Source organism: Bradyrhizobium sp. 195 (genome assembly GCF_023101665.1).
Classification (GTDB): Bacteria; Pseudomonadota; Alphaproteobacteria; order Rhizobiales; family Xanthobacteraceae; genus Bradyrhizobium.
Genome location: NZ_CP082161.1, coordinates 5,881,968 through 5,898,397, shown reverse-complemented (window position 1 = coordinate 5,898,397; position 16,430 = coordinate 5,881,968). Strand labels below are relative to the sequence as shown.

The 16,430-nt window shown below is 63.2% G+C and carries 15 protein-coding genes and 1 pseudogene; 13 read left to right on the top strand and 3 right to left on the bottom strand.

What is annotated here, in order from left to right; all coding sequences use genetic code 11:
* On the top strand, positions 1-681 hold the full coding sequence (locus IVB26_RS27640) for a redoxin domain-containing protein (RefSeq protein WP_247968265.1): 681 nt from the start codon (positions 1-3) through the stop codon (positions 679-681).
* 217 nt (positions 682-898) lie between these two features.
* Here IVB26_RS27640 and IVB26_RS27635 read toward each other — a convergent pair whose 3' ends face one another.
* Positions 899-1,741 (bottom strand): uroporphyrinogen-III synthase, encoded by an 843-nt coding sequence (locus IVB26_RS27635; protein WP_247968264.1) that lies wholly within the window; start codon positions 1,739-1,741, stop codon positions 899-901.
* Between the two features lie 143 nt (positions 1,742-1,884).
* On the opposite strand from IVB26_RS27635, the gene purU reads away from it, so the two are divergent.
* Positions 1,885-2,748 (top strand): formyltetrahydrofolate deformylase, encoded by an 864-nt coding sequence (gene purU, locus IVB26_RS27630; protein WP_246918977.1) that lies wholly within the window; start codon positions 1,885-1,887, stop codon positions 2,746-2,748.
* A 75-nt stretch (positions 2,749-2,823) separates the two neighbouring features.
* Here purU and IVB26_RS27625 read toward each other — a convergent pair whose 3' ends face one another.
* Positions 2,824-3,114 carry a hypothetical protein gene (locus IVB26_RS27625; RefSeq protein WP_247968263.1) on the bottom strand — a complete coding sequence of 97 codons (291 nt, stop codon included), beginning with the start codon at positions 3,112-3,114 and terminating at the stop codon, positions 2,824-2,826.
* A 580-nt stretch (positions 3,115-3,694) separates the two neighbouring features.
* Between IVB26_RS27625 and IVB26_RS27620 the strand changes: the two genes are divergently transcribed.
* The 6 genes from IVB26_RS27620 to IVB26_RS27595 all read left to right on the top strand — a co-directional run bounded on the left by IVB26_RS27620 (position 3,695) and on the right by IVB26_RS27595 (position 9,565).
* Positions 3,695-4,873, top strand: coding sequence for an ABC transporter substrate-binding protein (locus tag IVB26_RS27620; RefSeq protein ID WP_247968262.1), 1,179 nt, complete (start codon positions 3,695-3,697; stop codon positions 4,871-4,873).
* A gap of 167 nt (positions 4,874-5,040) precedes the next feature.
* Entirely contained in the window at positions 5,041-5,910 is an 870-nt protein-coding gene (locus tag IVB26_RS27615; RefSeq protein WP_247968261.1) for a branched-chain amino acid ABC transporter permease, read from the top strand.
* An 8-nt stretch (positions 5,911-5,918) separates the two neighbouring features.
* Positions 5,919-6,947, top strand: coding sequence for a branched-chain amino acid ABC transporter permease (locus IVB26_RS27610; RefSeq protein WP_247968260.1), 1,029 nt, complete (start codon positions 5,919-5,921; stop codon positions 6,945-6,947).
* Positions 6,944-7,699, top strand: coding sequence for an ABC transporter ATP-binding protein (locus IVB26_RS27605; protein WP_246918972.1), 756 nt, complete (start codon positions 6,944-6,946; stop codon positions 7,697-7,699). The genes IVB26_RS27610 and IVB26_RS27605 overlap by 4 nt, the downstream gene beginning before the upstream one ends.
* Positions 7,692-8,408, top strand: a complete 717-nt coding sequence (locus IVB26_RS27600; RefSeq protein WP_247968259.1) for an ABC transporter ATP-binding protein — start codon at positions 7,692-7,694, stop codon at positions 8,406-8,408. The genes IVB26_RS27605 and IVB26_RS27600 overlap by 8 nt, the downstream gene beginning before the upstream one ends.
* Positions 8,409-8,431: 23 nt before the next feature.
* Complete coding sequence (locus IVB26_RS27595; RefSeq protein ID WP_247968258.1) at positions 8,432-9,565, top strand: cobalamin-independent methionine synthase II family protein; 1,134 nt, start codon at positions 8,432-8,434, stop codon at positions 9,563-9,565.
* A gap of 179 nt (positions 9,566-9,744) precedes the next feature.
* On the opposite strand, the pseudogene IVB26_RS27590 reads toward IVB26_RS27595, so the two are convergent.
* Positions 9,745-9,929, bottom strand: a pseudogene (locus tag IVB26_RS27590) (caspase family protein); the annotation flags it as partial.
* Positions 9,930-10,073: 144 nt separating this feature from the next.
* On the opposite strand from IVB26_RS27590, the gene IVB26_RS27585 reads away from it, so the two are divergent.
* From IVB26_RS27585 to IVB26_RS27565, 5 genes are all read left to right on the top strand, one after another.
* Positions 10,074-11,429, top strand: coding sequence for a hypothetical protein (locus IVB26_RS27585; protein ID WP_247973284.1), 1,356 nt, complete (start codon positions 10,074-10,076; stop codon positions 11,427-11,429).
* Between the two features lie 61 nt (positions 11,430-11,490).
* Entirely contained in the window at positions 11,491-12,687 is a 1,197-nt protein-coding gene (gene metK / locus IVB26_RS27580; protein ID WP_246918968.1) for a methionine adenosyltransferase, read from the top strand.
* A gap of 123 nt (positions 12,688-12,810) precedes the next feature.
* Positions 12,811-14,232: an adenosylhomocysteinase gene (gene ahcY / locus IVB26_RS27575; protein ID WP_247968257.1), complete on the top strand. Its 1,422-nt coding sequence runs from the start codon at positions 12,811-12,813 to the stop codon at positions 14,230-14,232.
* Positions 14,233-14,397: 165 nt separating this feature from the next.
* Entirely contained in the window at positions 14,398-14,814 is a 417-nt protein-coding gene (locus tag IVB26_RS27570) for a nuclear transport factor 2 family protein (protein ID WP_247968256.1), read from the top strand.
* A 53-nt stretch (positions 14,815-14,867) separates the two neighbouring features.
* The gene (locus IVB26_RS27565; protein ID WP_247968255.1) at positions 14,868-16,334 is read left to right on the top strand and encodes a flavin-containing monooxygenase; all 1,467 of its coding nucleotides are present in this window, start codon (positions 14,868-14,870) and stop codon (positions 16,332-16,334) included.
* The last annotated feature ends 96 nt before the right edge of the window (positions 16,335-16,430 follow it).

Genomic DNA, 16,430 nt, shown 5'->3' with positions numbered 1-16,430 from the left:
ATGCCGGAACTTCATGTCAACGGACCGCTTCAACCGGGCGATCCTGCACCGAACGTCGAGCTGGATGCCATCACACGCGATGGAAAGATCGCGCTCCAGGATTTTCGCGGGCATAGTCCGATATTGATCGGCTTGTTTCGAGGTCTGCACTGCCCGTTCTGCCGGCGCCATATCGCGGCACAGGCGCAACTAGACGCAGCTCTGCGCGACAAGGGGGTCGAAAGTCTCACCATCGTGAATACGCCCATCGAGCGCGCGCGGCTCTACTTCCGCTATCATCCATTGCCCAATCTGCTCGCCGCGTCCGACCCCGAGCGGGTCTCGCACCGCGCGTTCGGCCTGCCCAATCTCGAGTTCACGGAGAAGGAAACCGAGTGGCCGCGCAAGGTGGGCATGGATGTGGTCATGAGCATGCAAGTGGACATTCCCGGAGAATTGCCGGGGCCGATGAATCGTTTGGCGGCCGCCGAGCAGCTCAACAAGAAGGATGGCTACGAGATGCTGGAGGCCGATCAACGCATGGCAGCGACCGGCCAGGGCCAGCTGTTCGGCCAGTTCCTGCTCGATCGGGAGGGGGTCGTGCGCTGGACTTTTACCGAGGTTCCTGAAGGCGGCCAGCGCATGTTCGGGATGCCGAGCCCTCAGGAATTGATGTCGGCCGCCTCGCAAGTGGCAAGCTAAGCATCGTCGCTTGGTCGGCGGTTCGAATACTTCGCTCAACGCGCTGCGAAATCTGCCTCTCGGAAGCGCTTTATTCGGCGCCGGGCGTCAGCGGTCTCTTCGCGGATCACGCCATCTTTGAGTTTGATGCACCTCTCCGCGGCATCGAAGGCATTGCGTGCGTGTATCGTGTCGTGCGTGGATAGGATCCTGCTCCGGCAAGTCCTTGCTGTACATTTCACTTCACCGGCGCTTTCGGCTTCTTCGCCGCCAGCCCGATGGCCATCGCCGAGATCAGCGGACGCATGAAATAGGCGTCTTCCGCCGGCGAGATGTCCGTGCGCAGGCCGTGCGCGGCGAGCTCGCCCGAGACCGCCGGGCCGACCGACGCAATCAGCGTCTGTTCGAGGCCGGCGCGCAGCTTGGCCTCACTGCCATGTGCCTTCGCGGCCTCGATCAGGCGGCGGACCTGGCCGAGATTGGTCAGCGCGAGGGCATCGATCCGCCCCGCGGCCAGGTCGTCGATCGCCGTGACGATGCTGGCGTCCGCTGCCCTGGAATCGTAGACATAGGGGAGCACGGTATCGACCGCGGCGCCTTGCGCGGCCAGCGCACCGGTCAGCTCGCTGTGGTCCTTGTCCGGATAAAGCTGGAGGCCGAGGCGCCGGCCCCTGAGGTCGAGCTTGCCCAGCATCTCGATCACGCCCTCGGTGGTCGGTTTCTCCGTGGTGTGCTGCGCGTCCAGGCCGACCTCGCGCAACGCCTTGCCGGGCTTCGGGCCGCGGGTGAATTTCCGCGCTTTGGCAAGCGCCGCGACAAGGGACTGGTCGAGTCCGCGGGCGTGCGCGAGCTTCAGGATTCGCCGCAGGCCTTCGCCGGTCATTAGCACGAGGTCATCAAGGGGCTTCTCAATGGCGCGGCGGATCCAGGCCTCAACCGGGGCCGGGTCCGGCGCATCGTGAATGGTGAACATCGGGCACTGCACGACCTCGGCGCCTTGCTCGGCCAGAAGTTTTGAGAACTGAGCCTCCTCGCGGGTTTCCAGGATCAGGATGCGGGTGCCGTTCAAGCGGTCGGCCATGGGCGAACTCCGGTCATTAAATCGCAATCGTCCGTTCATCCTGACTCTTCGTCCGGGATTGGCGCAAGGCTGGGGTCGGTGCTAGAGCAGGGCGCAAATCGCGGGTTGTTCCGCACCCGTTGCACAAACCTTCATCAAGAGCCATGCCCGACCATCAATATGTCCTGACCCTGTCCTGTCCGGATCGTCCCGGCATCGTCTCGGCGGTGTCGACGTTCCTCGCGCATAACGGACAGAACATCCTCGACGCCCAGCAGTTCGACGACGTCGAGACCAAGAAGTTCTTCATGCGGGTGGTGTTCACCGCGGCCGATCTTGCCGTGGAACTGTCGGCGCTGCAGACCGGCTTTGCCGCGATCGCCGAGCGTTTCGGCATGGAATGGCAGATGCGCGACCGGGCCGCGCATCGCAAGGTGATGCTGCTGGTGTCGAAGTCGGATCATTGTCTGGTCGACATCCTTTATCGCTGGCGCACCGGCGAGCTGCCGATGACGCTTGCCGCCATCGTCTCCAACCATCCGCGCGAGGTCTATTCCGGGCTCGATTTCGGCGGCATCCCGTTCCACCATTTGCCCGTGACCAAGGAAACCAAGCGCGAGCAGGAGGGCCAGATCATGGACCTCGTCGGCAACACCAAGACCGATCTCGTCGTGCTTGCCCGCTACATGCAGATCCTGTCGGATGATCTGTCGGCGAAGCTGTCGGGGCGCTGCATCAACATCCACCACTCGTTTCTGCCGGGCTTCAAGGGCGCAAAACCCTATCACCAGGCCCATGAGCGCGGCGTCAAGCTGATCGGCGCGACCGCGCATTACGTCACGCGCGACCTCGACGAGGGCCCGATCATCGACCAGGACGTCGAGCGCATCAGCCATCGCGATACGCCGGAAGATCTCGTCCGCAAGGGCCGCGACATCGAGCGCCGCGTGCTCGCCCGCGCGATCCGCTACCATCTCGACGACCGCGTCATTCTCAACGGCCGCAAGACCGTGGTGTTCGTGGATTAGCGAATAGCGAGTGGCGAGTAGCGCATGGAATGGGGGCGGCCTTCTACTCGCTACTCCCTATTCGCCATTCGCCCCTTACCGCACCGCGTTGCCCGACGTCGTCCCCGTCGCGCCCTTCTGCGCCTGCTCTTCCTTCTCGCGATCCGCCGCGGGCAGCAACCGCTTGCGTTCGCGTTCCCGCATGTAGGCGTCGTATTGCGGCGTGCCCGCGCGCGGCGGGGCATCGGCCGGCAGGCCGCCGGCCCATTGCGGGACGTAATCGCCCATGCCGGCGGAGAGTTTTTCGTTGACCGTTCCGCAGCCTGCAAGGTTGGAAGCGAGCAGGGCGACTGCGGCGATCGAAAGCGAACGGGGGCGCATGGACATCTTCTAGGTCGTGCCCGATCGGGCGTGGATGAGGGGCGCCGGATGGGCGTCAGCGGTGAACCATAGCTCTCAACATGTAAAATTGGCCTATTCGACGGTCGGAAGGATTGTATACATAAAAGGTATTATAGTAGGAATAATTCGCGCTTGTGGCGCCAATTTTAGCTGATACGGTATACATTGCGTATTCTCGGTCATGCTCGTTCGGTGCGCATGACGAGTGGGCTTCACGGCGGAGCAGGGAGATGTCCAGATTCTGCAAGTGAGAGGCGGAATCCTCCATCCACGGCCTCGTGCGGCCTTCCTACACTGCGCAATCAATGAGCCCTCGCCCAACCCGTCCGTGCCACGAGAGGCTTTTTTGTTGACAGGACCATTTTATTTGTACAATCGTACAAATCTCTCTCTCCGACGGATCACGCGGCTTGCGCCGAATGGTCGCCCAACGTCCGATTGACAACGGGGTTGCAGAGGACGCCATGTGGCCGCACGGCATGGCTTGTCCGAGAGTGAAGCGCGGCAAGGACCGGGCACTCGGTCCGGCTCACAAGAAGTCAGGAATCAAGGGGAGGGACATCTGATGTTCGAACGCAAAATTCTTTTACGCGCCGCAGTAGCGGCTGCCATCGCAAGCCTCGCTGCCGTCGCTCCTGCCAAGGCCGAGGACAGCGTCAAAGTCGGCCTGATCCTGCCGATGACCGGCGGCCAGGCCTCGACCGGCAAGCAGATCGAGAACGCGATCAAGCTGTACATGCAGCAGAAGGGCGACACCGTCGCCGGCAAGAAGATCGAGATCATCCTAAAGGACGACGCCGCGATCCCGGACAAGACCAAGACCGCCGCGCAGGAACTGATCGTCAACGACAAGGTCAACTTCATCGCAGGCTTCGGTGTGACGCCGGCCGCGCTCGCAGCCGCGCCGCTAGCGACGCAAGCCAAGATCCCGGAAGTCGTGATGGCGGCCGGCACCTCCATCATCACCGAGCGCTCGCCCTATATCGTGCGCACCAGCTTCACGCTGGCGCAATCCTCGACCATCATCGGCGACTGGGCGGTCAAGAACGGCATCAAGAAGGTGGCGACGTTGACATCCGACTATGCGCCGGGCAATGACGCGCTGAACTTCTTCAAGCAGAACTTCACCGCGGGCGGCGGCGAGGTGGTCGAGGAAGTCAAGACGCCGCTCGCCAATCCCGATTTCGCGCCGTTCCTGCAGCGCATGAAGGACGCCAAGCCCGACGCGATCTTCGTGTTCGTGCCGGCCGGCCAGGGCGGCAACTTCATGAAGCAATATGCCGAGCGCGGCCTCGACAAGGCCGGCATCAAGGTGATCGGGCCGGGCGACGTGACCGACGACGACCTGCTCAACAACATGGGCGACGCCGTGCTCGGTACTGTCACCGCGCATCTCTACTCCGCGGCGCACCCCTCGCAAATGAACAAGGATTTCGTCGCGGCCTACAAGAAGGCGTTCGGCAACCGTCCGGGCTTCATGGCAGTGAGCGGGTATGACGGCATCCACCTCATCTACGAGGCGCTGAAGAAGACCAATGGCGACACCGACGGCACCAAGCTGGTCGAAGCCATGAAGGGCCAGAAGTGGGAGAGCCCGCGCGGCCCGATCTCGATCGACCCCGAGACCCGCGACATCGTGCAGAACATCTACATCCGCAAGGTCGAGAAGGTCGACGGCGAACTCTACAACGTCGAGTTCGCGACCTTCGAGGCCGTCAAGGATCTCGGCAAGACCAAGAAGTGACGCGCGAAAGCGCGTCATCCCTGGGCTCGCATGAGCGCGAACCCGGGATCTCGCGTACCGCTCCAGCGTCATGCCCGGGTTTGACCCGGGCATCCACGCGAGGGGCCGGACAAGAACGTGGATGGCCGGGACAAGCCCGGCCATGACGCCCCAACCAAGCTGAGACGATGACCTCAATCCTCACCAACCTGTTCGATGGCGTTGCCTACGGCATGCTGCTGTTCGTGCTCGCTTGCGGGCTCGCGGTCACGCTCGGATTGATGAACTTCGTCAATCTCGCCCATGGCGCCTTCGCCATGGCCGGCGGCTATGTCTGCATGGTGCTGGTCAACCGGTTGGGCTGGCCGTTCTTCGCAGCGCTGCCGCTCGCTTTCGTCTCCTCCGCCGCGATCGGCATCGTGCTCGAACGCACCCTCTACCGCCACCTCTATACGCGCAGCCATCTCGATCAGGTGCTGTTCACCATCGGCCTGACCTTTATGTCGGTCGCAGCGGTCGACTACATCCAGGGCTCCTCGCGCGTCTTCATCAACTTGCCGGCTGCGCTACAGGGCCAGTTCGACGTGTTCGGCGTCGGCATCGGCCGCTACCGGCTGATGATCATCGTGATCTGCGGCCTGCTCACCATCGGCCTCCAGATGGTGCTGGCCAAGACGCGTTTCGGCAGCCGGCTGCGCGCCGCGGTCGATGATCCGCGCGCGGCGAGCGGCCTCGGCATCAACGTGCCGCAGGTGTTCGCCTTCACCTTTGCCTTTGGTTGCGGACTCGCAGGTCTCGGCGGCGCGCTGAGCGCCGAGATCCTCGGCCTCGATCCGTATTTTCCGCTGAAGTTCATGATCTACTTCCTGATCGTGGTCACCGTCGGCGGTTCCTCCTCGATAACGGGCCCGTTCCTGGCTTCGCTCCTGCTCGGCATCGGTGACGTCGCCGGCAAATACTACGTGCCGAAGATGGGACCCTTCGTGATCTACACCATGATGATCGTGATCCTGATCTGGCGTCCGAACGGCCTGTTCGGCCGCACGGCCGCGCGTTGAGTTCGCCGATGAGCGCCGCTTCCGACGTCGGTCATCACGCCCAGCGCCAAGCGCGCTGGCACTACGGCGAAATCGCCTTCTGGCTGATCGTGCTGGCCTGCGGCTTTGCCTTTCCCACGCGCTATCTGATCATGACCGACATCCTGCGGCTGGCGCTGTTTACGATGTCGCTGGATCTCATCCTCGGCTATGCCGGCATCGTCTCGCTCGGTCATGCCGCTTTCTTCGGCGTCGGCGCCTATGCCGCGGGGCTTCTCGCGCTGCACGGGATCGTCAAGGAGCCGGTGCTGGCGCTGATCGTCGCCGGCCTTGCCGCGATGGTGCTCGGCTTTGCCACCAGCTTCCTGGTGATCCGCGGCGTCGACCTGACGCGCTTGATGGTGACGCTCGGCATCGCCCTGCTGCTGGAAGCGCTCGCCGAACGCTTCTCCAACATCACCGGCGGTACCGACGGCTTGCAGGGCATCGAGATGCAGCCGATCTTCGGCGAGATCCCGTTCGACATGTTCGGCAAGGCCGGCTTCTTCTATTCGCTGGCCGTGCTGTTCCTCCTCTTCCTGTTCGCCCGTCGCGTGGTGCACTCGCCGTTCGGCCTGTCGCTGCGCGCGATCAAGAACAATCCGCTGCGCGCCGCCGCGATCGGCATCCCCGTTAACCGCCGCCTGATCGCGATCTACACGCTCGCGGCGTTTTACGCCGGAGTCGCAGGCGCGCTGTTCACCCAGACCACGGCAATCGCCTCGCTCGACGTGTTCGCCTTCGAACGCTCCGCGGATCTGATGCTGGTGCTCGTCATCGGTGGCACCGGTTACCTGTATGGCGGACTGGTTGGCGCGGTGATCTTCCGCATGCTCCAGGAAGTGTTCTCCACCATCACCCCGCAGTACTGGCAGTTCTGGATCGGCCTCGTGCTGGTCGTGATCGTGCTGGTCGGCCGCCAGCGTCTGCACCGCTGGGTGCTCTACGTGCCCAACCTGGTCATCAAACAAATCGCCGGGCGCAAGGCCGTCGTCGCCGTTCCGGAAAGCGACGCATGACCATCGTGCTCGAAACCCAAAATCTCGAGAAACAGTTTGGCGGCCTGCGCGTCACCCGCGATCTGTCCTTGAAGATCGAGCAGGGCGCCCGCCACGCGCTGATCGGCCCGAACGGCGCCGGCAAGACCACGGTCATCAACCAGCTCACCGGCGTGCTGAAGCCGAATTCGGGCCGCATCCTGCTCGAAGGACAGGACATCACCGATCTGCCCGTGCACAAGCGGGTCCTGCGCGGCCTGTCGCGCACCTTCCAGATCAACCAGCTCTACCCCGATCTCACACCGCTCGAGACCATCGGCCTTGCGGTGTCCGAGCGCCTCGGCCATGGCGGCGATTGGTGGCGGCGGATGGGCACGCGCAGCGACGTCAATGGCGAGATCGCCGATCTGCTCTCGCGCTTCCATCTGCTCGACGTCATGAACGAGCAGACCGTGACGCTGCCCTACGGCAAGCAGCGCCTGCTCGAGATCGCGGTCGCGATCGCCGCCAAGCCGCGCGTGCTCCTGCTGGATGAGCCCGCCGCCGGCGTACCCGAGAGCGAGCGCCACGACATCCTCGCCGTCGTAGGCAGCCTGCCGCGCGACGTCACGGTGCTCCTGATCGAGCACGACATGGATCTCGTGTTCTCCTTCGCCGACCGCATTTCGGTGCTGGTCTCCGGCGCGCTGCTCACCGAGGGGCCGCCGGAGCAGGTCGCACGCGATCCGCAGGTCAAGGCGGTCTATCTCGGCGAGGAGGCGGTCAATGTCTGACCTGCTCGCCATCGATTCACTTCGTGCCGGCTATGGCGAGGCGGTGGTCCTGCCCAACATGTCCTTGCGCCTGGCCGAGGGGCAGGTGCTGGCGCTGCTGGGCCGCAACGGCACCGGCAAGACCACGCTGATCAATTCCATCGTCGGCGTCACCCGCCGCTTCGCAGGTATCGTCACGCTCGCCGGCACGGATGTCACCTCGCTCCGGCCCGATCAGCGGGCGCGCGCCGGCATTGGCTGGGTGCCGCAGGAGCGCAACATCTTCCGCTCGCTTACGGTCGAGGAGAACATGACCGCGGTGGCGCAGCCCGGTCCCTGGACGGTGGAGAAGGTCTACGAGATGTTCCCGCGACTGAAGGAGCGGCGGAGCAATTTCGGCAACCAGCTCTCCGGCGGCGAGCAGCAGATGCTGGCGATCGGCCGCGCGCTCACCCTCAACCCGAAAGTGCTGCTGCTGGACGAGCCGACCGAGGGCCTCGCCCCCATCATCGTCGAGGAGCTGCTCAAGGCGATCGGCACCATCACCCGGGCGGGCGGCATCTGCTCGATCATCGTCGAGCAGAATGCCCAAAAGATTCTGGGGCTCGCTGACCGCGTTGTGATATTGGAGCGCGGAACGATCGTCCACGATGCCCCGAGCGCCGCGCTGAAAGCTGACCCCTCGGTCCTGGAACGCCATCTCGGCGTCGCCGGGGCGGCGGCCCACTAATTAAAATGTCCAGGGAGTAAGACATGCAGCGAACCAAAGCCCCCTTCCGTGCCGACGAGGTCGGCAGCCTCCTGCGTCCGGCCAAGATCAAGGAAGCCCGCAGCCGTTTGGAGAAGGGCGAGATCTCGGCCGACGATCTGCGCAAGGTCGAGGACATGGAGATCGAGAAGGTCGTGCACAAGCAGGCCTCGGTCGGCCTGAAGCTTGCGACCGACGGCGAATTCCGCCGCTCCTGGTGGCATTTCGACTTCCTAGCCAAGCTCACCGGCTGCGAGCTGTTTCATCCGGACGCCGGTATCCAGTTCGCAGGCGTGCAGACCCGGCACGACGCGGTGCGGGTGATCGACAAGCTCGACTTTCCCGACGATCACCCGATGCTGGACCATTTCCGTTTCCTGAAGAAGGTCGCCGACCAGGCCCATGTCACCGCCAAGATGACGATTCCGTCGCCCGCGGTGCTGCACTTCCGCGGCGGCCGCAAGTCGATCTCCAAGGACATCTATCCCGATCTCGAGGCCTTCTACGAAGACCTCGGCAAGACCTATCGGAAAGCCGTGAAGGCCTTCTACGACGCCGGCTGCCGCTATCTCCAGTTCGACGACACCGTGTGGGCCTATCTCTGTTCGCAGGAAGAATTGCAGAAGGCGCGCGAGCGCGGCGACAATCCGGACGGCCTCCAGCAGATCTATGCGCGCATCATCAACTACGCGCTGGCCGAAAAGCCCGCCGACATGGTGGTGACGACGCATGTCTGCCGCGGCAATTTTCGCTCGACCTGGATTTCGTCGGGCGGCTATGAGCCCGTTGCCGAAACCATGCTCGCCGGCACCAATTACGACGGCTACTTCCTCGAATACGACAGCGACCGTGCCGGCGGCTTCGAGCCGCTGCGTTTCCTGCCCAAGGGCAACAAGGTCGTCGTGGTCGGCGTCATCACCTCGAAGTTCGGTGAGCTCGAGAAGAAGGACGACATCAAGCGTCGCCTGGAAGAGGCCGCCAAGTTCGCGCCGCTGGAGCAGCTCGCACTCTCCCCGCAATGCGGATTTGCTTCGACGGAAGAAGGCAACATCCTTTCCGAGGAAGAGCAGTGGGCGAAGCTGAGCCTCGCGGTCGAGATCGCAAAGGAAGTGTGGGGGATTGAGCCTCGCACTGTGTGAGCGACGGCGAGGCCTCACCACATGCACGGTGTCATTCCCCGCGAAAGCGGGGAATCCATTACGCCGCGGCTTCTCGGTGAATCACTGACATCTCTGGAATACTGGGTCGCCCGGTCAAGCCGGGCGACGACAGCGAGCATGGGGCACGCTGTGCTCATAAGCAGCGCGCAAATCCCGTCTCACTTCTCCGCCAGGTAAACCTCGCCCAGCAGCGACGAGTTCGACCACGGCACTTGCTCATTCTTCGTGGCCGACACCACCTCAGCCCGCACCCGCGTCATCATCTGCTGAACCTCCCGACCTCGCGCGCCGCATGGCGCGGGAGAGTGGCGGAGCTCGCGCCTCCGTCGTCGAGCGCAACTTGGTCGAGCGCTACCTGGCCGGCGCGGTCCCGTCGGCAAAGCGGATAGGGACCACGGCGCGACGGGCCCCGATCCGCTATTCCCAGAGTGGGCAGAATTTGCTAGGGGAGCGTGTCCCAATCTTCCTGCCCACCGCGTCCCACTCCATGAAGAACGACGAAATCCTGAGCCAGATCACGGAGTTCTGCCGCCAGGCGGACATGGCGGAATCGACGTTCGGCCGGCGCGCGGTGAACGATGGGAAGCTGGTGCAGCGTCTGCGCGAGGGAAAGCGCATCACCATCGATACGCTGGAACGGATCCAGGCCTATATGGCGGCATCGATGGCTGGCGGGGTGCCGCCGCCGCGGGGTCTTCAGGTGCCGCCCGAAAAGCGCGACCCGCGCGGTAATTTCCGCTTCTTCGAGAACCGACAGAAATACCTGCTGTTCGTCCACACCTGCAGCGAGAAGCGGGTGGTCGCCGACAGGGTCGCGCTGGAGCTTGCCTCGATCCATCCGCGTCCGCCGGCCCTGCGCATGTTCGACGCCGGCGTTGGCGACGGTACGGTGCTGGCGCGGGTGCTGCGTGCGACGCACCAGCGCTTTCCCCACATGCCGTTCTACGTCGCCGGCAAGGAGCTCAGCCTCGAGGACCTGCGCCTGACACTGGAGAAGGTGCCGGATCGCATTTTCGAGCATCCGGCGTCGGTGTTCGTCTTCACCAACATGTTTTACTCGGAGGCGCCCTGGCTCACGCCGGCATCGCCCGCGGCGGCGGCTGCAACGGTCTGGCACGAGGTCCCGCTGCGGGGCGCCTCATCCGGCGAGTTCGAGCAGCAGATCGCAGAGCTGAGGCCGTTCCTGGAGCAGAACTGGCGCGCCGCGATCAGCCCGCGCACCGCCATGCCGCTGTATGAACGGCCCGTCGTCCTGGTGCTGTATCGCGAGGACCACAGGTTTTTGCTTGATTCGACCATTCCGCGGCCGGGCCAGACCGAAGCCAATTTCGACCTCGTCATCGCCTCCCAGCCCTACCGGGCCCTGTCCTCGGTCAATTTCCGGGCCAAGCGGATCATCGCACCCCTGGCGCGGGCGCTTCGGCCGGGCGGGCGGCTGATCGGTATCCACTCCCATGGCCAGGATCCGGGCATGGAAATGATCCAGGCGATCTGGCCGGGAGAAAATCCTTTCTCGGTCAGCCGTCATGAGCTACTGCGTGCGGTTAAGTATGAACTTGGATCGGTGGGCCGCGACTTAAATTTTAATGCTTACGCGGATAACCGTTCGATCTTCAGGTATGATATGGAAGCGCTGCCCAACGAGGTAACCGGTACGATCGGAACCTCGACGGCCTTTGCAGCCTGGAATGCGGCGGTGTATGTCGCTCAGATTGAGGACGACCGGTTGACAGAAATGACTCAAAACGGCCGCACTCTGGATGCCGCCAGGGACGTGCTGCGAAAGTACAATGGGCTCTGGTTTCTCGACGAATCCTACGTCATCTCGCGCCGGCGTGATTGACACCATCCACAGGTAAACATCGCAAACGCCCGCCGTTTAGCGGCGGAACAAGGGGTTACTGATGCGCGCGTCCTATCTCTTCACCAGCGAGTCCGTGTCCGAGGGTCATCCGGACAAGGTCTGCGACCGCATTTCCGACGAGATCGTCGATCTGTTCTACCGCGAAGGGCCCAAGGCCGGCATCGACCCCTGGCAGATCCGCGCCGCCTGCGAGACGCTCGCGACCACCAACAAGGTGGTGATCGCCGGCGAGACCCGCGGTCCGAAGTCGGTGACCAACGAGCAGATCGAGGGCGTCGTCCGCGGCGCCATCAAGGACATCGGCTACGAGCAGGAAGGCTTCCACTGGAAGACCTGCGACATCGAGATCCTGCTGCATCCGCAGTCGGCAGACATCGCCCAGGGCGTCGATGCGCTGCAGCCGGGTGAGGTGAAGGAAGAGGGCGCGGGCGACCAGGGCATCATGTTCGGCTACGCCACGAACGAGACGCCCGACCTGATGCCGGCGCCGATCTTCTACGCCCACAAGATTCTGCGCCTGATCTCCGAAGCCCGTCACTCCGGCAAGGAGAAGGTGCTCGGTCCGGACTCCAAGAGCCAGGTTACCGTGCAGTACGAGAACGGCAAGCCGGTCGGCGTGCGCGAGATCGTGGTCTCGCATCAGCACCTGGTCGAGGACCTCACGTCCAAGCAGATTCGCGACATCGTCGAGCCCTATGTGCGCGAGGCGCTGCCGAAGGATTGGATCACGCCGAAGACGATCTGGCACATCAACCCGACCGGCAAGTTCTTCATCGGCGGTCCCGACGGCGACTCCGGCCTGACCGGCCGCAAGATCATCGTCGACACCTATGGCGGCGCGGCCCCGCATGGCGGCGGCGCGTTCTCCGGCAAGGATCCGACCAAGGTCGACCGCTCGGCGGCTTATGCTGCGCGCTACGTCGCCAAGAACATCGTCGCCGCCGGTCTCGCCGACCGCTGCACGCTCCAGCTTGCCTACGCCATCGGCGTGGCGCGTCCGCTGTCGATCTACATCGACACCCACGGCACCGGCAAGGTGTCGGAGGACCAGCTCGAGAAGGCAGCCGCCAAGGCGATGGATCTGACGCCCCGCGGCATCCGCAGCCATCTCGACCTCAACCGCCCGATCTACGCGCGCACCTCGGCCTACGGCCATTTCGGCCGCACGCCCGACAACGAGGGCGGCTTCTCCTGGGAGAAGACCGACCTCGTCGAGCAGCTCAAGCGGGCGCTCTAATTCACTTGCGTCATTCCGGGGCGCTGCAACAGCGGCGAACCCGGAATCTCGAACTGCTGGATTCCGGGTTCGCTCGTTTCATGAGCGCCCCGGAATGACCAGCCAAACAAACAGGAACCCCCTATGAACGCGAAGCCCGGCTTCACAGATTACATCGTCAAGGACATTTCGCTCGCCGATTTCGGCCGCAAGGAACTCTCGCTGGCCGAGACCGAGATGCCCGGCCTGATGGCCACCCGCGAAGAGTACGGCCCGAAGCAGCCGCTGAAAGGCGCGCGTATCGCCGGCTCGCTGCACATGACGATCCAGACCGGCGTGCTGATCGAGACGCTGGCAGCACTCGGCGCCGACATTCGCTGGGTCTCCTGCAACATCTATTCGACGCAGGATCACGCTGCCGCCGCGATCGCGGCTGCCGGCATTCCCGTCTTCGCCGTCAAGGGCGAGACGCTCGCTGAGTACTGGGACTACACCGCCAAGCTGTTCGACTGGCACGGCGGCGGTCACCCGAACATGATCCTCGATGACGGCGGCGACGCCACCATGTACGTCCATCTGGGTCTGCGCGCTGAGAATGGCGACACCGCCTTCCTCGACAAGCCCGGCTCCGAGGAAGAGGAAGTCTTCTTCGCGCTTCTGAAAAAGCAGCTTAAGGAAAAGCCGAAGGGCTACTTCGCCGAGATCGCCAAGAGCATCAAGGGCGTTTCCGAAGAGACCACCACGGGCGTGCATCGTCTCTATGACATGCAGAAGGCCGGCACGCTGCTGTGGCCCGCGATCAACGTCAACGACAGCGTCACCAAGTCGAAGTTCGACAACCTCTATGGCTGCCGTGAATCGCTGGTCGACGGCATCCGCCGCGGTACCGACGTGATGATGTCGGGCAAGGTCGCGATGGTCGCGGGCTTTGGCGACGTCGGCAAGGGTTCGGCAGCCTCGCTGCGCCAGGCCGGCTGCCGCGTCATGGTGTCGGAAGTCGATCCGATCTGCGCGCTCCAGGCCGCGATGGAAGGCTACGAAGTCGTGACCATGGAAGACGCAGCTCCTCGCGCCGACATCTTCGTCACCGCCACCGGCAACAAGGACATCATCACCATCGAGCACATGCGCGCGATGAAGGATCGCGCCATCGTCTGCAACATCGGTCACTTCGACAACGAGATCCAGATCGCAGGTCTGCGTAACCTGAAGTGGACCAACATCAAGCCGCAGGTCGACGAGATCGAATTCCCCGATAAGCACCGCATCATCATGCTGTCGGAAGGGCGCCTCGTGAACCTCGGCAATGCGATGGGCCATCCGTCCTTCGTGATGTCGGCGTCCTTCACCAACCAGACGCTGGCGCAGATCGAGCTTTTCGCCAACAACAAGGACGGCAAGTACAAGAAGGAAGTCTACGTGCTGCCGAAGTCCCTCGACGAGAAGGTCGCGCGCCTGCACCTCGCCAAGATCGGCGTCAAGCTCACCGAGCTGCGCAAGGACCAGGCCGACTATATCGGCGTGAAGCAGGAAGGCCCGTACAAGTCGGACCACTACCGCTACTGATCCTCGCGATTTCGACATAAGGGCCTCGGAGCGATCCGGGGCCTTTTTTTGTTGGCCGTTCCTGTGATACGCTCACAGGTAGAGCCAAAATAAGCCCGCCACTTCTGAAGCGGGCGGCCGCTTTTTTCTCATGTTCATTGTCAGAATGCATAGGGAGGGAATGCGATGTCCAGCGAAGCCAATGTTCAGCTGTTGAAAGAAGCCTATCGCCGGTGGAACGACAGCAAGGGCGCGAGCGTCGACTATTGGTTCGACAGCGTCATCGGCCCGCAGATAAGTTTCGGCTCGGTCCCGCGCGGCGCCCAGCCTCTTGCGTTCGCGACGGATTACAATGACCGTGCAAAGCTTCGTGGCTACTTCGATGGACTGCTAGCCGAATGGACGATGCAGCACTACACGATGGAGGAATACATCGCACAAGGAGACGTCGTGGTCGCGCGTGGCTCCACGGCCTGGACCTGCAAGAAGACGGGCAAGACCGCTGAAACGCCCAAGATCAACTTCTGGCGCTTCAAAGACGGCAAGGCCGTTGAATATTACGAGTACTTCGACACCAATTGCGTGGTCGAGGCGAGCAGGTGAATTGAGTTGCAATTCGGTTTCGCTCTGCCTGATACTTCACCAGGGAGAACGCCATGGCCGAAGTCCAAGAACATTTCGACGTGCTGATCGTCGGTGCCGGCCTGTCCGGCATCGGCGCGGGTTACCATCTTCAGACTAAATGCCCGACCAAGACTTACGTCATCCTGGAGGGCCGCGACAGCATCGGCGGCACCTGGGATCTGTTCCGCTATCCCGGCATCCGCTCCGACAGCGACATGTTCACACTCGGCTATTCGTTCAAGCCGTGGACCGATCCGAAGGCGATCGCCGACGGGCCGCAGATCCTGAACTATGTGCGTGAGACCGCTAGCGAGAACGGCATCGACAGGCACATCCGCTATCACCATCGCGTCAAGCGCGCTTCGTGGTCGACAAGTGAGGCGCGCTGGACGGTGGAAGCGGAGCGCATCACGGGCGAGGGTGCGACCGAGCTCGTGCGTTTCACCTGCAATTTTCTGTTCATGTGCTCGGGCTACTACAAATACGAGGCGGGCTACACGCCGGAGTTCAAGGGCGGCGCTGATTTCGCTGGCCGCATCGTCCATCCGCAGAAATGGACCGAGGACATCGACTATTCGGGCAAGCGCGTGGTCGTGATCGGCTCGGGCGCAACCGCGGTGACGCTGGTGCCGGAGCTCGCCAAGAAGGCGGCGCAGGTCACGATGCTGCAGCGCTCGCCGACCTATGTGGTATCGCGTCCGGCGCAGGATCCCGTCGCCAATAGACTGCGCCGCAATCTGCCGACGCGGCTGGCCTATCATGTCATCCGCTGGCGCAACGTGATGTGGGGGATGTTCTTCTTCCAGCTCAGCCGGCGCCGGCCGGACAAGGTGAAGAACCTGATCCTCGGTGGCGTCCGCATGGCGCTCGGCCCCGACTACGACGTCGCGACCCATTTCACCCCGCGCTACAATCCTTGGGACCAGCGGCTGTGTCTCGTGCCCGACGGCGATCTCTTCAAGGCGATCCGCGAGCAGCGCGCCTCGGTCGTCACCAGCGAGATCGACACGTTTACGCGCGATGGCATCCGCCTGAAGGACGGAAGCGAGCTTGCCGCCGACATCATCGTCACCGCGACCGGGCTGGTGCTTCAGGTCGTCGGCGGTCTCGATGTCAGTGTCGACGGCCGCGCCGTGGATTTCGCCAATACGCTGACCTACAAGGGCATGATGTATGCCGACGTACCCAACATGGCTTCGGCCTTCGGCTACACCAACGCGTCCTGGACGCTGAAATGCGATCTCACCTGCGAATATGTCTGCCGGCTGATCAACTACATGGACCGGCATAATTTCCGCCAGTGCATGCCCCACAATGACGACCCCGAGATCACCGCGCAGCCGTCGCTCGATTTCACCTCGGGCTATGTGCAGCGCTCGGTCGCCAGGATGCCGAAGCAGGGCTCGAAGCAGCCGTGGCGGCTGTACCAGAACTACGCGCTCGACATCGTCACCTTGCGCTTCGGCCGGATCGACGATGGCGTGATGCGATATTCCTGATCACCCCGTCGGCAATGCGTTGTTTTGCGTATACGGCGGCCGGTCTGAATCGGCCAAGCTGGCGGACGGTTAACGCCGGATTTACGGATGAGTCCT

What these genes read in the sequence shown, in the direction of transcription:
- IVB26_RS27640 (WP_247968265.1), top strand. Translation starts at nt 1, where the DNA reads ATGCCGGAACTTCATGTCAACGGACCGCTTCAACCGGGCGATCCTGCA.
- IVB26_RS27635 (WP_247968264.1), bottom strand. Translation starts at nt 1,741, where the DNA reads ATGGCCGACCGCTTGAACGGCACCCGCATCCTGATCCTGGAAACCCGC.
- purU (WP_246918977.1), top strand. Translation starts at nt 1,885, where the DNA reads ATGCCCGACCATCAATATGTCCTGACCCTGTCCTGTCCGGATCGTCCC.
- IVB26_RS27625 (WP_247968263.1), bottom strand. Translation starts at nt 3,114, where the DNA reads ATGTCCATGCGCCCCCGTTCGCTTTCGATCGCCGCAGTCGCCCTGCTC.
- IVB26_RS27620 (WP_247968262.1), top strand. Translation starts at nt 3,695, where the DNA reads ATGTTCGAACGCAAAATTCTTTTACGCGCCGCAGTAGCGGCTGCCATC.
- IVB26_RS27615 (WP_247968261.1), top strand. Translation starts at nt 5,041, where the DNA reads ATGACCTCAATCCTCACCAACCTGTTCGATGGCGTTGCCTACGGCATG.
- IVB26_RS27610 (WP_247968260.1), top strand. Translation starts at nt 5,919, where the DNA reads ATGAGCGCCGCTTCCGACGTCGGTCATCACGCCCAGCGCCAAGCGCGC.
- IVB26_RS27605 (WP_246918972.1), top strand. Translation starts at nt 6,944, where the DNA reads ATGACCATCGTGCTCGAAACCCAAAATCTCGAGAAACAGTTTGGCGGC.
- IVB26_RS27600 (WP_247968259.1), top strand. Translation starts at nt 7,692, where the DNA reads ATGTCTGACCTGCTCGCCATCGATTCACTTCGTGCCGGCTATGGCGAG.
- IVB26_RS27595 (WP_247968258.1), top strand. Translation starts at nt 8,432, where the DNA reads ATGCAGCGAACCAAAGCCCCCTTCCGTGCCGACGAGGTCGGCAGCCTC.
- IVB26_RS27585 (WP_247973284.1), top strand. Translation starts at nt 10,074, where the DNA reads ATGAAGAACGACGAAATCCTGAGCCAGATCACGGAGTTCTGCCGCCAG.
- metK (WP_246918968.1), top strand. Translation starts at nt 11,491, where the DNA reads ATGCGCGCGTCCTATCTCTTCACCAGCGAGTCCGTGTCCGAGGGTCAT.
- ahcY (WP_247968257.1), top strand. Translation starts at nt 12,811, where the DNA reads ATGAACGCGAAGCCCGGCTTCACAGATTACATCGTCAAGGACATTTCG.
- IVB26_RS27570 (WP_247968256.1), top strand. Translation starts at nt 14,398, where the DNA reads ATGTCCAGCGAAGCCAATGTTCAGCTGTTGAAAGAAGCCTATCGCCGG.
- IVB26_RS27565 (WP_247968255.1), top strand. Translation starts at nt 14,868, where the DNA reads ATGGCCGAAGTCCAAGAACATTTCGACGTGCTGATCGTCGGTGCCGGC.